The 14336-nt window shown below is 69.9% G+C and carries 12 protein-coding genes; 4 read left to right on the plus strand and 8 right to left on the minus strand.

The annotated features are described in order from the left end of the window. The first annotated feature begins 11 nt into the window (after positions 1 to 11). Both KXC42_RS16980 and KXC42_RS16985 read left to right on the plus strand, forming a co-directional pair. Complete coding sequence (locus KXC42_RS16980; RefSeq protein WP_085470037.1) at positions 12 to 1541, plus strand: multicopper oxidase family protein; 1530 nt, start codon at positions 12 to 14, stop codon at positions 1539 to 1541. A gap of 285 nt (positions 1542 to 1826) precedes the next feature. Further along, positions 1827 to 3950 carry an MMPL family transporter gene (locus KXC42_RS16985; protein ID WP_006550094.1) on the plus strand — a complete coding sequence of 708 codons (2124 nt, stop codon included), beginning with the start codon at positions 1827 to 1829 and terminating at the stop codon, positions 3948 to 3950. Between the two features lie 55 nt (positions 3951 to 4005). Here the strand turns inward: KXC42_RS16985 and KXC42_RS16990 are convergent, their stop codons facing one another. Together KXC42_RS16990 and KXC42_RS16995 are read right to left on the minus strand one after the other, a co-directional pair. Then, positions 4006 to 4884: a sucrase ferredoxin gene (locus tag KXC42_RS16990; protein ID WP_219129313.1), complete on the minus strand. Its 879-nt coding sequence runs from the start codon at positions 4882 to 4884 to the stop codon at positions 4006 to 4008. A gap of 55 nt (positions 4885 to 4939) precedes the next feature. Continuing rightward, the gene (locus KXC42_RS16995) at positions 4940 to 5464 is read right to left on the minus strand and encodes a hypothetical protein (protein WP_039584858.1); all 525 of its coding nucleotides are present in this window, start codon (positions 5462 to 5464) and stop codon (positions 4940 to 4942) included. Positions 5465 to 5514: 50 nt separating this feature from the next. Between KXC42_RS16995 and KXC42_RS17000 the strand changes: the two genes are divergently transcribed. Continuing rightward, entirely contained in the window at positions 5515 to 6621 is a 1107-nt protein-coding gene (locus KXC42_RS17000) for an alcohol dehydrogenase catalytic domain-containing protein (RefSeq protein WP_219129314.1), read from the plus strand. A 76-nt stretch (positions 6622 to 6697) separates the two neighbouring features. Here the strand turns inward: KXC42_RS17000 and KXC42_RS17005 are convergent, their stop codons facing one another. Genes KXC42_RS17005 through KXC42_RS17020 form a run of 4 tightly spaced genes read right to left on the minus strand, consistent with a single transcriptional unit; the run spans position 6698 to position 10766 of the window. Beyond that, entirely contained in the window at positions 6698 to 7612 is a 915-nt protein-coding gene (locus KXC42_RS17005; protein ID WP_006550090.1) for an exodeoxyribonuclease III, read from the minus strand. 11 nt (positions 7613 to 7623) lie between these two features. Then, positions 7624 to 8412, minus strand: a complete 789-nt coding sequence (locus KXC42_RS17010; protein WP_219129315.1) for an alpha/beta fold hydrolase — start codon at positions 8410 to 8412, stop codon at positions 7624 to 7626. Positions 8413 to 8427: 15 nt separating this feature from the next. Beyond that, positions 8428 to 10008 carry a DNA polymerase Y family protein gene (locus tag KXC42_RS17015; RefSeq protein ID WP_037216093.1) on the minus strand — a complete coding sequence of 527 codons (1581 nt, stop codon included), beginning with the start codon at positions 10006 to 10008 and terminating at the stop codon, positions 8428 to 8430. Then, positions 10005 to 10766, minus strand: a complete 762-nt coding sequence (locus KXC42_RS17020) for a hypothetical protein (protein WP_219130502.1) — start codon at positions 10764 to 10766, stop codon at positions 10005 to 10007. The genes KXC42_RS17015 and KXC42_RS17020 overlap by 4 nt, the downstream gene beginning before the upstream one ends. A 274-nt stretch (positions 10767 to 11040) precedes the next feature. Here KXC42_RS17020 and KXC42_RS17025 point away from each other — a divergent pair, with 274 nt between their 5' ends. Next, positions 11041 to 12189: a serine/threonine-protein kinase gene (locus KXC42_RS17025; protein ID WP_019288573.1), complete on the plus strand. Its 1149-nt coding sequence runs from the start codon at positions 11041 to 11043 to the stop codon at positions 12187 to 12189. Between the two features lie 94 nt (positions 12190 to 12283). Here the strand turns inward: KXC42_RS17025 and KXC42_RS17030 are convergent, their stop codons facing one another. Both KXC42_RS17030 and KXC42_RS17035 read right to left on the minus strand, forming a co-directional pair. Beyond that, positions 12284 to 12970 (minus strand): response regulator transcription factor, encoded by a 687-nt coding sequence (locus tag KXC42_RS17030; RefSeq protein ID WP_006550085.1) that lies wholly within the window; start codon positions 12968 to 12970, stop codon positions 12284 to 12286. Further along, positions 12967 to 14289 (minus strand): ATP-binding protein, encoded by a 1323-nt coding sequence (locus KXC42_RS17035; RefSeq protein WP_051121489.1) that lies wholly within the window; start codon positions 14287 to 14289, stop codon positions 12967 to 12969. The genes KXC42_RS17030 and KXC42_RS17035 overlap by 4 nt, the downstream gene beginning before the upstream one ends. Positions 14290 to 14336 lie beyond the last annotated feature (47 nt).

Raw genomic sequence — 14336 nt, forward strand, 5'->3', positions numbered from 1 at the left:
GGAGAACGAGCATGGATGTCGTGAAACTCCTGGTGCGTCTGCTCGCCATACCCTTCGTGCTCTTCCTCGCGTTCGTGGCGGTCATCGGTGGCCTGGCCGTCCACGCGTGGACCACGCGCGCGATCGACACCACCGGACGCGTCGACTTCGACACCGCCCTGCGCATCCCTCCCGTCGAGTCGGGCACCGTCGACGCCGACGGCACACGCGTGTTCGACCTGACCATGCAGCGCGGCACGACCGACCTCGGGCACGGCCCCGACACCCGGACGTGGGGAGTGAACGGCAGCTATCTCGGGCCCACCCTCCGCGCCGTGCGGGGTGAGAACGTGCGCGTGAACGTCACGAACGAACTCGACGAGACGAGCACGATGCACTGGCACGGCATGCACCTGCCCGCGGCGATGGACGGCGGACCGCACCAGCCGATCGAGCCGGGAACGACATGGTCGCCGTACTGGACCGTCGATCAGCCGGCCGCGACCCTCTGGTACCACCCGCACCTGCACGGTTCCACCGCCGCGCACGTGTACCGGGGTGTCGCGGGCATGTTCCTGATCGACGAACCCGGCACGTCGCCGCTCCCCCACGACTACGGGGTCGACGACATCCCCCTCATCGTCCAGGACCGGAAGTTCGAGGGCGATCAGCTCGACGACAGCAACGCGATCTTCGCCGACGTCGGGACGCTCGGCGACGAGATCCTCGTCAACGGCACACCGCGACCGTTCCTGGACGTCGGCACCGAGACGGTCCGGCTCCGGGTGCTCAACGCGTCGAACGCGCGCGTCTACAACTTCTCGTTCGACACCGGGATGCCGTTCCTCGTCGTCGGCAGCGACGGCGGTCTGCTCGAGGAACCGCAGGCCGTCCGCAGCCTCCAGCTGTCGCCGGGTGAGCGCGCCGAGATCGTCGTCCGGCCGGAAGCAGGTTCGAGCCACGTGCTGCGCAGCACCCCACCCGAGCTGAAGGCCGGCTTCTTCCAGGACCGCTTCTCCGGTGGTGACGATCGCCTGGACGTCCTCGAACTGCGGGCGGCACCCGTGCTCGGGTCGTCGGCCGCGATCCCGGAGAAGCTGACGACCCTCCCGGAGCTCGGGGAGCCGAGCAACACCCGCCGCATCGACCTGACGTCGTCGACGACCATCAACGATCGCGAGATGGACATGAGCCGGATCGACGAGGTGATCGTCGCCGGCACCACGGAACTGTGGGAGGTGACCAACGCCAGCGGCACGATCCACAACTTCCACATCCACGACGTGCAGTTCGAGATCCTCGGCATGACCGGGATGAGTCCCGACCATCCGTCCCTGGCGGGGCGCAAGGACACCGTCTTCATCCCGCCGGCGGCGACGGTGCGGCTGCTCGTTCCGTTCGGTAGCCACACCGATCCGGCGATGCCGTACATGTACCACTGTCACCTGCTCAAACACGAGGACGCCGGGATGATGGGGCAGTTCGTGGTGGTCGGCGCCGACGAGGTGCACGAGGTGACGCAGGTGGCCGGCACGGCCCACCATGCCCACGACGGCGGGTGAACCCGGTCACGTCCGGCAGGGCGGGGAATGGATCCCCGCCCACCCCTGTTGAGGAGTGTGGATCGGCGCGTCGCGTACGCCCCGGAGCCAATGAGAAACCGCCTTCGTGGAATACCGTCCGGCTGGAGCCACGTTGCGCACCGTGCCGTGAGGCATCCGGCGCGTCGGTCCACCTTCTTCCTCCCCTGATCTCGTGCCCGTTCCGGCCGAGCAGGGTAAAGCCCTCCCACTCCACGCCAGTACAGTTGCCGATCGTCACAATCGTCAGCGGAACCGGGAGTGGGCATGAGTCGCTGGGCCGAGATCGTCGTCACCAGGAGCCGATGGGTACTGGCGATCGTGCTGCTCGTCGTGCTCTTCGCCGGCGCCTGGGGCGTCGGGATCTTCGGCAAGCTGACCGGCACGGGCTACTACGACCCGAACAGCGAGGCCGTCGAGGTCGAGCAGATCATCTACGAGAACTTCGGGTCGCAGGCCGCGGACATCATCGCGCTCTACACCGCACCCGAGGGACGCACGGTCGACGACATCCGTCCCGACATCGAAAGAACCCTCGCCGAGTTCCAGGACGCCGTCCCCGCCGAGTCGATCCAGACCTACTGGACCGCTCCGCCGCCGATGAACCAACTGCTGCTGTCGACCGACCAACGCAGCGTGGCTGCCTCGATCACGCTCGGCGCGAACTCCGGGCTCACGGCCGCGAGCTTCCCCGAAGCCCTCGACCTGCTCGAGGTGCCCGGCGTGGAATCGCAGTTCGCCGGCAACACCGTGGTCGCGATCGAGTTCACCGACACCCTGGAGAGCGATCTCGTCCGGTCCGAGCTCATCGCGGTGCCCATCACGCTGGTGCTGCTGGTGTTCATCTTCGGCGGGGTGATCGCCGCCGCGGTCCCGGTCTTCGTGGGTGTGCTCGCGATCTTCTCGTCCCTCGCCACCCTGCGCCTGCTGTCGAATTTCACCGAGGTGTCGTCGTACGCGCTGAACATCACGTCGCTGATCGGTCTGGGCCTGGCGATCGACTACGGCCTGTTCATCGTCAGCCGCTACCGCGAGGAACTCGCGGCCGGTTCGGACGTCACCTCGGCGGTCAAGCGGACGATGTCCACCGCCGGTCACACCGTGATGTTCTCCGCTGCCCTGCTGATCTGCGCGTTCGCGGGCATGCTCGTCTTCCCGCAGACGGTGCTGCGGTCGCTCGGCCTCGGTGCCATGGCCGCCGTCCTCGGTGCCGCCGTCCTGTCGCTGACCGCGGTTCCCGCCCTGCTGACGATGCTCGGCCACCGCATCAACGCGTGGACCTGGGACCGTGAGACCTCCACCCGCGCCGAAGCGCGGGCACGTCGTTTCTGGGGTGGGGTCGTCCGCAAGGTCGTGCGCCGTCCCGCCCTGATCGCGGTGGTGATCACCGGCGGTCTCCTCGTACTCGCGTCGCCCCTGTTCGAAGCACGGTTCGGGGAGATCGAATACACCGCCCTGCCCGAGGACAGCCAGGCCCGCGCAGCCACCCAGACCTTGCTCGACGAGTTCCCGAGCACCGGCAACGGCGCCACGCTCGTCCTGCGTGGTGAGAACGGACAGGCCCCGGACAGCACTGCCGTGCGCACGGTGTCCACCGAGGTCGCCAAGGTCGACGGCATCTCGCAGACCGTCATCGTCGGGCAGGAGTCCGACGTGGTGGTCCTGCAAGGCCTCTACGCTCAGGGCGTGGACGGCACCGCACGGGCGAGCGAGATCACCGGCGAACTGCGCGCCCTGGACGTGCCGGACGGCACCGACCTGCTCGTCGGCGGCGGCCGGGCTCTCGTCGACGACGCCAACCAGGCCGTCTCGGATTCGCTCCCCTGGATGATCACGATCATGGTGCTCTCGACCCTGGTGCTGCTGTTCCTGGCATTCGGGTCGGTGGCACTGCCGATCAAGGCGGTGCTCATGGCGGCACTGAGTCTCGCCGCGACCTTCGGCGTGCTGACCTGGGTGTTCCAGCTGGGCCACGGTGCTTCGTGGCTGCACGTCGTTCCCGCGGCGATGGAGCCGACCTTCGTCGTCCTCATCCTCGCCGTGGTGTTCGGCCTGTCGACCGACTACGAGGTGTTCCTCATGTCGCGCATGATGGAGGCCCGCGCGGCCGGAGCGACGACGGTAGAAGCCGTCGAGTACGGCATTGCCCGCACCGGACGTGTCGTCACCGCCGCTGCACTGCTGCTGATCGTGGTCACCGGGGCCTTCACCATCTCCGGCCTGTCGATCATGCGGTTCCTCGGCGTCGGCATGATCGTCGCGCTGATCATCGACGCAACGATCGTGCGCATGCTGCTCGTGCCGTCACTGGTCAAGCTCATGGGCGAGGCCAACTGGTGGGCACCGGCGTGGATGAAGCGCGTGCACGCGAAGGTCGGACTGGGTCACTAGACCGCAGAGCGGCGGGATCACTGAACCGCAGAGCGGCCGGGTGGTCGGGGTGTCGCTACAGCGGCGTGATCGTCGTCGCGACGACGGGACGCGCCGGCTTGGCCGCGGCACCGCAGCTCGCCGGCCGGGCCGGTAGTTCCGAGGTCTCCACCCCGACCTGCCATGCCCGGCCGTCGCGATGACGCACGATCGGCTCGTCCCCGTCCTCGACCGTCACGGCGTCGATCGCGAACTCGTCGATCGCCTCGCGCACCGCGATCTCGGCGGCCTGCCCGGCCGCACCCCAGGTGCTGCGACCCCGCAGACCGGCCGCGTGGACCTTGCCCTTCCCGGCGTCGCGGACGGCGGCGAGACTGTCGTCCTCGTCGAGCCGCCCGTAGGTGTAACCGGTGGGCAGCATGATCATCGACGGCGCGAAACGGTGTCCGCCGGTGTGCGAGCACTCCCACACGTCCTGCCCGAACTCGGCGGTCAGAGCGGCCGCGATCGGGCGCCCCAGCACAGCGCAGCACCGGTCCCGCTTTCCGTGAGCGCACACCAGGGCGATCGGGTCCTGCACGGCCGTGCCGAAACCGGGGGCCGGACCTGCGACCACACGGGGGACGAAGTCGAGCAGCTCCGCCGGCTCGGTGATCTCGAGCCGCTCGCACCAGGTGTTCTCCGGTTCGGTGCGGGCCAGCAGGACGGTCCGGGTCTCCCGCACCACGTCGCGGCCGGGTCTCCGGATGAACAGGATCCGCACGTCCGCGACCTTCGCCCGGGCGGACAATTCGTCCGACAACTCGGCGCCGAGGGCGGTGCCGTCGAGCACGTCGCGGCCCCAGCCCGTCGGCACCTCGAGGCACACGTAGCCGGGCGCGGTGGCCGCCGTACCGGGCAGCGGCTCGTCGAGTGCGGACAGTGCGGAACAGGTGGGGGCGGAGATGGTGGTCACGCGGACATTGTGGCCCGGACACCCTCGTGACGGCCCGGCACCCCGCGGTGACCGGTCAGCCGCGGCGAAGAACCCGCTGTGCCGCACCGCCCCACATCCGCAGGAATCCCTGCGACAGGTACGCGAAACTGCCCAGCGCCAGCACCCACTTGGTGAGGCTGACGGTCGAGGCAGCCCGGACCGTCCGATCGTCGATCCGGGTGCGGTGATCCAGCAGGTACAGGCCGACGGCGTTCTCGACGTAGTCCCCCGCCGCGGCGACGACGGGCGCCGCCATCAGGATCCGACGCGTGCTCGGCAACAGCGGGCGGTGTTCGTCGAGCGATCGTGCACCGGCCCGCAATGCGATCGCGAAGGTCGCCGGATGGACCATGTCCCAGTAGTAGTGCTGCCGGTAGCGCTCGATCTCCTCAGGACCGAGATTGTCGAGGATCTTTCGGTACTTCGCGGCCGAGAAGGTGGTCTGGAGGGTGCCCACCGTCGGGGCCGTGGAGCCGAGAACCCGACCGATGTTCGCCTGGGACACGAGGAAGACTGCGGTAGCACCGATGAGGAAGCGGTCGGCCCGGGTGAGTGTCATGCTCGTGATGCTAGAGGCGGAGAATCCGCGACTCTACGGAAGGGAGACCCGTGCAGATCACCGGAGCAGTCCTGGAGGAGATCGGACGTCGACGGCGGTACGAGGAGTCCACCCCGCTCAGCGTGGACCTTCTCGAACTCGACCCACCGGGCCCGGGTGAGGCGCTGGTCGAGATCGAATGCGCCGGTGTGTGCCACTCCGATCTGTCCGTGGTCGACGGCAACCGGCCTCGTCCGGTTCCCATGCTGCTCGGGCACGAAGCGGCCGGACGCATCGTCGAACTCGGCGACGACACCACCGGATTCTCCGTCGGCGAGCGGGTCGTCATGACCTTCATGCCCCGCTGCGGTGAGTGCGAGGGCTGCGCGAGCAACGGCATCCGTCCCTGCATCCCGGGATCGGCCGCGAACGCGGCGGGAACCCTGCTGTCGGGCGCCCGGCGGCTGCACCGCGACGGGAACGACGTCCACCACCATCTGGGAGCATCGGCCTTCGCGACCCACGCCGTCGTCGACACGCGGTCGCTCGTCGGTGTCGGCGACGACGTCCCCGCCGAGGTCGCCGCGCTGATGGGTTGCGCCGTGCTGACCGGTGGCGGTGCGGTCGTCAATACTGCTCGTCCTCAGGCCGGGGACACGCTGGTCGTCATCGGTCTCGGCGGAGTGGGGATGGCCGCGCTGCTCGTGGCGCTGGCCCACGACGACGTCACCGTGATCGCCGTCGACACCTCCCCGGACAAGCGCGATACGGCCCGGTCGCTGGGAGCCGAACGCGTCCTCTCACCGGACGAGGCCGTCGAACAGGGCGTGAAGGCGCGGCTGGTCATCGAGGCCGCGGGGAGCGTGCCCGCGCTCGCCACGGCGGTCGCGCTCACCGGACCGGGAGGCACTACGATCACCGTCGGACTGCCCGCCCCCGACGCCCGGCTCGAGATCTCGCCCACCGCTCTCGTCGGCGAGGGCCGCTCACTGGTGGGCAGCTACCTCGGATCCGCCGTCCCGGCCCGCGACATCCCCCGCTTCGTGGACATGTGGCGCGAGGGGCGACTGCCGGTCGAGCGACTCGTCACCGACCGTCTGCCGCTGGGTCGGATCAACGAGGCGATGGACGCCCTGGCCGACGGAACCGCCCTCCGTCAGATCCTCACCATGGACTGACCACGAGCCCTACATATCAAGCTCAGACGTCGTAGTCCACGACAGTCACTCAGATGTCGTAGTCCACGACAGTCACTCAGATGTCGTAGTCCACGACGACCGGCGCGTGATCGCTGATCCTCCGGTCCGGCGCCGGATCGCGGTCGGTCCCTGCGGAGATCGCGGTCCGGGCCAGTCGCGGCGTGGCGAGGTGGTAGTCGATCCGCCACCCGGAATCGGAGGCGAACGACTCCCCCAGCCACGACCACCACGAGTAGGGACCGTCGACCTCGGGATGATGCCGGCGGACGACGTCGACGAGCGTGCGCGGCGACAACAGTGAATCGAACCAGGCGCGTTCCTCGGGCAGGAAGCCCTCGGCCTGCCCGCGACGCCGCCAGTTGCGCACGTCGTAGCGCGTGTGGGCGACGTTGAAATCACCCATGATCAGGAACTCCCGCCCCTGGGCGCGCGCCGCGAGTCGGCTACGGGTCAGCTGCCGGGCGAAGGCCGACAGGAACCGCATCTTGCGTTGGTAGCGCATCCCACCGTCCGGTTCGTCGCGCATGCGCCCGGGCTTCTGGAGGTGCGCCGGGAGCCCGCCCTTCGGCAGGTACAGCGACGCCACGGTGATCGGTGCGTCGGCGAGATCCACCTCGACGTACCGCCCCTCGTGGGCGAATTCGGACAGTCCGCGTGCCAGCGCTCCCCGATCGAACTCGATCCGGTCGACGTGTTCCTCACCGGGAAGTCGCAGCAGTGCGGTGCCGCTCCAGGTGCGCACGGCGGCAGGTTCGTGCAGGGTCAGGATTCCGACGCCGTTGCGGCCGGGAAGGGTGCCCTCGTCGTAGGCGAGGTGGTACTTGCCGAAGACTCCCTGCGGGATCGCAGCCGCCGGGGCGCGTACCTCCTGCAGGGCCACCACGTCGGGGTTGCGCTCACGCAACCAGTCCTCGAATCCGCGGCGCTGTGCGGCGCGGATTCCGTTGATGTTGAAGGTCGCGATGCGCACGATCGTCCAGTCTAGGCAACCGTTCGATCCGTGAGGAACGGGACGACGGCCGCTGCGAAATCGCGGGCACGGTCGCGGTGGATGCTGTGCCCGCAGCCGATCTCCCGCACTGAGGCCGAAGGCAGCGCGTCGACTGCCGCCGTCAACAGGCGCGGGTCGACCATGCTGCCGCGGCGCGCTCCGCGCAACAGCAGGGTCGGAGCGTCGAGGGACGGAAGATGCTTCCACCACACCGGATTCGGCGTGTGAAACTGGGCGACGACCGACGGCGTCATCGAGCGGTCGAAGGCGGTGACCGCGCGCGGGTTGAGCGCCATGCTGGTCGCGGCGTGCCATAACTCCGCGGGAGTCGGGCGGTGGGCCGGCACCTCCGGAACCGGATCCCCCTCCCGCAACGGCAGAGGTGTCTCCTCGAGGACAAGTCGCCGGACGAGGCCGGGATTCTGTTGCGCGACCAGCGATCCCACATGACCGCCGAGCGAGTGCCCGACGAGATCGACGGCCTCGACACCGAGGTGGGCGCACAGGCCGGCGACGTCGGCGGCGAGCTCGTCGAAACGGTACGAGGGGGCCCGGCCGCTGCGTCCGTGCCCGCGCAGGTCGACGGTGATCACCCGTCGGCCCGCCTTCACCAGGTTTCCGGCGAACCGGGTCCATGTGCGCCCGTCACCCCCCATCCCGTGCACCAGCAGTACGGGCACGGAACGGGCGGCGGACCCCGCGGATTCGCGGGACGCAGCGTATTCGCGATACGCCAGGGCGACCCCGTTCGGCGCGACGGTGAGGACCGGAGATCTCATGATGCTCGAGCCTACTCAGTCGTAGACGCCCTCCACCCGCCAGCCGTCGGCGCCGAAGAACACCAGCAGGGCCCGTGATTCCTCGAGCAGCACCTGCAGACGGGCGGCGCACCGGGCGGCGGCCGGATCCCACCAGTACTCGTCCACCGGCCACGGACCGGCCCATCCGATCACCGTCCAGCTGCGACTTCCCCATCGCAGCCGAGCAGGTGACCCGCTGAGCAGTCCGCGCTCGGTCACCGAGACCGGATTCCCCACGTCGTCGTCCAGCCGGATCGCGGGAGGTGTGTGCAACACCAGCGCGGGAGCCGGGGGCGGGAGCCGGCCCGGCCACGGTGCGTCCGGGTCGGAGTGCGGTATCGCCTCGTCGCCGACGGGCACGAGGACGATCCGTTCGGTGGGTCCCCGGCCGCCGCCGAGCACTCCGATCCGGACGGCGTCCCCACCGAGCAGGCCCTGCACTCGGACGAGCGCCCGACGTGCGCGTTCGTCCTCGTCGCCGACACCGCCCCAGAGCCCGAGCTGCAGCGCGCCGGCGGCCACGACCTCGACCGGTTCGAGACGTAGCAGCACGATTCCCGCCGTGGGCCGGTTCGTGTTGCGGCCGGTGAGCCATCCGTCGAGCTGCCATCGCACACGATCGGCCGTACCCTCGGGGGTGAGCGGCTCGGCGCAGCGCCAGGTGCGCGCGAGTTCCTCCCCGGCCCCGGTGCGTGCCGTCACGAGCAGTCGCGTGCATGCGACTCCCGCTGCCGCGAGCCTGGTGTGGAGCAGTTCGGCCAGTGCGCGACCGGCGAAGGCCGCGGCGTCGACCCGCTCCACCGGCGGGTCGCAGGGCTGCTCGACCGTCAGGTCCGGAGGGATCGGCCGCCCCGACGGGGGACGTTCCGGCAGGCCCCGTGCGCTCCGGTGCGCAGCGACGACGTCCGCGTCGAAGCGTGACGCAACATCGATAGGGGACAACGCGGCGAACGCTCCGATGGTGCGGATACCGAGACGGCGCAACAGATCCACCGTGTCGGCCCGCCGAGGAGCCGCCAGCGCCGGTTCCACCGCGAGATACGAGACCGGCAGCGGCGCCAGGAACTCGGCGCCCCTCCCCGTCGGGACCAGCGCGTTCCGGCGCGCGGCGAGGACCGCTGTGGACAACTCGTCGGCGACACCGACCTGGCATTCCACGCCGTTCGCCGCGACCGCGTCGATCAGGACCTCCGCGGCGGCCTCCTCCGAACCGAACCACCGGACTGCACCGCGCGCGGCGAGGACCACCAGACCCGGGCGCAGCACCTCCACGCCCGGGGCCACCGCATCGATTGCGGCCACCACCACCTCGAACGTCCGCGCTTCCAGGTCGGGATCCGAGCGGGCCACATGCAGTTCCGGGCAGCGTGCCTGCGCCTCACGTCGTCTCAGGCCGCGCCGGACACCCGCGGCCCGCGCCGAGGCCGAGCAGGCGACGACACGATTCGCCGAGACCACCGCCACCGGGACGGTCGCGGGCAACTCCGCGGCGGTGGCGGCGGCGACGGCGGGCCAGTCTGGGCACCAGAGGGCCACGACCCGCGCGGGCGCCCGTCGAGAGGACGAGTCGTTCACCGGACCGCTTTACGGAAATGCCCGTCCTCCAGCCGATTTCGCTCCTCACTCGCCCATTCGACGGCACTGCGGCCGGCGCACACCTCCACGCGGGTGGCGCGCGGAGGAAACGCACGCCCGTGCGCCTGGACCGACAAGCGGGTCGCGCACAGCCGGTCCCGGCCGGGACCGTCCACACCCCGATAACCGTCGACCCGCGCCTCCAGTCGCACGTGTGCACCCTCCCAGCGACCGTCCGTGACCACGAGGACGGACTGCTTGCTCCGCGCCCGGGCGGCGACCGCACGAGCGCGGGACGGCGGCACCGATGCCCCACCGAGCCCCAACACCACCAGGTCGATCCCGTCGAGCAGCACCGCGGCGATCTCCACGGGATCCGGTCCGGGATCGGGGATCACAGCCAACCGGTGCAGACGGGCTCCCATCTCCGCGGCGGCGAGCAGACCCAGCCGGCGCTGACCGATCACGGCGGCGTATCCGCCCGAGGCAGTCACGGACGCGAGCATCCCGAGGAGAAGGGAGGTGGCCCCCGAGACCGAGACGACGCTGCCACGCACCAATCCGCCCTGGGGCAACAGTTCCGCGAGCGGAGCCGGGACGGGCAGGATGCGGTCGGAGGGGGCCTCGACCCGGCCTCGCGCGACGGACTGGACCTCGCCCCGCGCCGGCACTGCCGCGATCCGACGTCGCAACGCTTCGATCCGCTCCGCGCGACCCGCTTCCTCGTCGTCCACCGGAAATTCGGCCACCTCGCCCACTGTCACCCCTGTCATCCGCCTGCCGCCTGACACACACGACCGGCCGACCACGGGGAAGTCGTGGCCCGGCTCGCACTCTATTCGAACATACTTTCGATCCCCATCAAGTAGAACCGACCCGAATCCTTCCCGTCAAGCCGGGAGCACCGCCCCCGACGGTGACTACAGTGCAGCTCACACGTTTTTCGGCCGGGGCGAACACCTCCGATCGACTACTCTCGATCGAGTGGCGGAGCAGGCATGGGCAGGACGGGCCGTAGGACCGGATCACTTGGTGGCCGGTCGATATCGGCTCGACTCCAAGCTCGGCGGTGGCGGCATGGGTGCCGTCTGGCTCGCCCGCGACAACCGTCTGGGCCGCGACGTCGCCGTCAAGCAGGTGATCTCCACCGCAGACCTCGATCCCGACGAGGCCGAGGATCTTCGCCGCCGCGCGCTCCGGGAGGGCCGGGCCGCCGCCCAACTCGCCCACGAGCACGCCATCTCGATGTACGACATGGCTCTGCACTACGGCGAACCGTGGCTCGTCATGGAGCACTTGCCGTCCCGCAGCCTGGCGCAGGTGATGAACGTCGTCGACACTCTCCCGCCGTACGTGGTGGCGCAGATCGGCGCGAACGTCGCCGACGCCCTCACCGCCGCGCACGCCGCCGGGATCGTCCACCGCGACGTCAAGCCCGGCAACATCCTCATCGCCGAACGCGGCCGCGACGCCGGCATCGTGAAGATCAGCGACTTCGGCATCGCTCGCGCGAAGGGCGACAACGACCCCGACGGCGTGATCATCGGCACCCCCGCCTATTTCGCACCCGAGGTCGCGCGCGGCAACGATCCCACCGAGGCCAGCGACGTCTTCTCGCTCGGCGCCACCCTCTACACCGCGGTGGAGGGGCAACCGCCCTTCGGCTTCGAGACCGACTCGATCGCGTTGCTGCACCGGGTCGCGCGGGCGGAGATCATCATGCCCACGCACACCGGTCCGCTCACCGAGCCCCTGCTCGAGATGCTCCAGCCCGATCCGGCGCGACGCCCGACGATGGCGCAGGCGCGCGATCTCCTCGCCCGCGTGGTCCTCGGACCGAGCGGATCGGCGGCGGCGCTGCGCGGCCGTCCCATCCAGAACGAGGACGGCACGATCCCGTCGTGGGCACAGCGTTCCGCGCACTTCGCCGAACCCGCACGCCCCCGTGGTTCCTTCGTCGACCGCCCCCTCGGTGCCGCGACGCAGGCCACCGGTGGTCCGAAGAAGTCGGCGAAGGGTTTCGCCCCGGCGGATCTGCTCGACCGCCTGCTCCCGAAGGGCCCCGTGCCCGACAACCCGCAGGACCGCATCGTCGCCTATGCACCCCTGGCGATGGCGGCGATGATCGCGGTGATCCTGGTGGCGTTGCTCGTCGCCGTCATCATCGCGCTGGTCGTCTGATCTGCGCCGGCTGCGCAGTCCTCGTCGATGATTTCGCTCGCGAGCGACGAGAACTGCACGCCGCCGGCATCGGCACGACGAGCACCGGTCACGCTCAGTCGATGCGGCGGCGGTGTGCCCAACGGGTCAGCGCGTTGCGGTTCGACTGCTGCGTCTTGCGCAACACGTTCGACGCGTGCGTCTCGACGGTCTTCACCGAGATCACGAGTTCCTCGGCGATCTCACGGTAGGTGTAGCCGCGAGCGAGCAGGCGCAGCACCTCGAGTTCCCGCGGCGTCAGCGAGTCGAGCTCGGGATCGAGGGGCGGTTCCGGCGCGGCCGACCGGCCGGTGAACGAGTCGAGCACGAAACCGGCCAGACGCGGACTGAACACGGCGTCTCCCCCTGCGACCCGCCGGACGGCGTCGGCCAGATCCGGACCGGAAATCGTCTTCGTCACGTACCCGCGGGCGCCGGCGCGGATGACGGCAATGACGTCCTCGGCTGCGTCGGACACGCTGAGCGCCAGGCAGACCGGCCCGTCCGGGATCCGCTGGAGGACGGCGACGCCGCCGCCGTCGGGCATGTGGACGTCGAGGAGCACGACATCCGGCTTGGTCGCCTCGATCCCGGCGACGGCCTCGGCGACTCCCCCGGCCTCGCCGACGATCTCCATGTCGGCCTCGCGCCCCAGTTCGGCGCGCACTCCGGAGCGGAAGACCGCATGGTCGTCCACCAGGAAGACACGATAGGGACGGTTGTTCTCGGTGGCATCGGACGATGTCGCCGGAATCGAAGTCACTGTGTCTGCTCCTCGGGGTGGGGGTCGTTCACCCCCCACTCTAAGGTCGACTCGGTGTCCTGTTCGCGTTCGGTCTCCGTCCGGCCGGCGCGCGGTGCATGGATGCGCACCTCGGTTCCCTTTCCGGGACTCGACTTCACGACCGTCCGGCCGCCGCGACGTTCGATGCGCGCCCGGATCGACTTGGCCAGACCCTGCCGATCGGCCGGCACCTCGTCGGGATCGAATCCGACGCCGCGATCGCGCACGAACACGCTCACCTGATGCGGTTCCACCTCCGCGAAGAGGTCGACGCTGTCCACCCCGGCGTGCTTGGCGGCGTTGACGAGAGCCTCGCGGGTCGCGCCGAGCACGGCGGTCGCGGCCTCGGGGGTCAGATCGCTGTCATCCGGCGCGACGTCACCGACGATGACGGGTTGAACGGACAGACCGTACTGGTCCTCCACCTCACCGGCGATGGTGCGCAGCGTCTCGGCGAGCGAGGTGCTCGGCGTCTCGTCCCCACCGAACAGCCAGCGGCGCAGTTCGCGTTCCTGGCTGCGCGCCAGTCGCACGACCTCTTGCTGGTCGCCGGCCTGCTTCTGGATGAGCGCGAGGGTCTGGAGTACCGAGTCGTGCAGGTGCGACGCGATCTCCTCGCGCTCCTCGTTGCGCACCCGGGCGGCACGCTCGGTCTCGAGGGCACGCCACATCCGGATCCACAGCGGCACCGACAGCAGGGCGGCACCAACCAGCGTGACCACCACGGCGACCAGCGACGAGCGCAGCGCCGCGACGTCGACCTGCGCGATGACCATCACTCCGAGTCCGGTGACGACGAGGGTCAGGCCGCCGAGTACGCGGGCCCATGTGAGGACCGTCGGATGTGCGGGCAGACCGAGTACCGATCGGGGGCCTTCGACGTCGAATTCACGCCATACGAGCGCCGCACCGACGACCACCACGACGATCGGCAGCACCACCCCGGCGGCACCACCACTGAACAGCCACGAAAGACCCACCGCCAGGCCGATACCCATGAAGGCGAGGCCGATGGCTCGGCGCCGTTCGGGGCCGGTGGGGCGATCGGTGTCGGAGCCCGGGGGCACGAACATCCACAGCAAGCCGTAGGCCGCGATCCCGAACCCGCCGAGGGCGGCGAGCACTGTGAACGCGACCCGCACCTTGGTGGCGTCGATGCCGAGATGGTCGGCGATACCGCCGGCCACACCGCCCACGATGCGACCGCCCACCCGTCGTTCGAGGCGGGGAACGGTCACGGGTAATCCAGGTACCGGTTGCACACCTCGATACTGGCACGGAGATCGCCGGCCCGGCATCGGGGACGAACCCTGATGTCCGGGTTCCGATCGGGCCCTCGGAAATC

This window comes from Rhodococcus sp. LW-XY12 (assembly GCF_019317345.1).
Lineage (GTDB): Bacteria > Actinomycetota > Actinomycetes > Mycobacteriales > Mycobacteriaceae > Rhodococcus > Rhodococcus pyridinivorans.

Coding starts and splice junctions, on each gene's coding strand:
- KXC42_RS16980 (WP_085470037.1), top strand. CDS start 12: ATGGATGTCGTGAAACTCCTGGTGCGTCTGCTCGCCATACCCTTCGTG.
- KXC42_RS16985 (WP_006550094.1), top strand. CDS start 1,827: ATGAGTCGCTGGGCCGAGATCGTCGTCACCAGGAGCCGATGGGTACTG.
- KXC42_RS16995 (WP_039584858.1), bottom strand. CDS start 5,464: ATGACACTCACCCGGGCCGACCGCTTCCTCATCGGTGCTACCGCAGTC.
- KXC42_RS17010 (WP_219129315.1), bottom strand. CDS start 8,412: ATGAGATCTCCGGTCCTCACCGTCGCGCCGAACGGGGTCGCCCTGGCG.
- KXC42_RS17035 (WP_051121489.1), bottom strand. CDS start 14,289: ATGCCGGGCCGGCGATCTCCGTGCCAGTATCGAGGTGTGCAACCGGTA.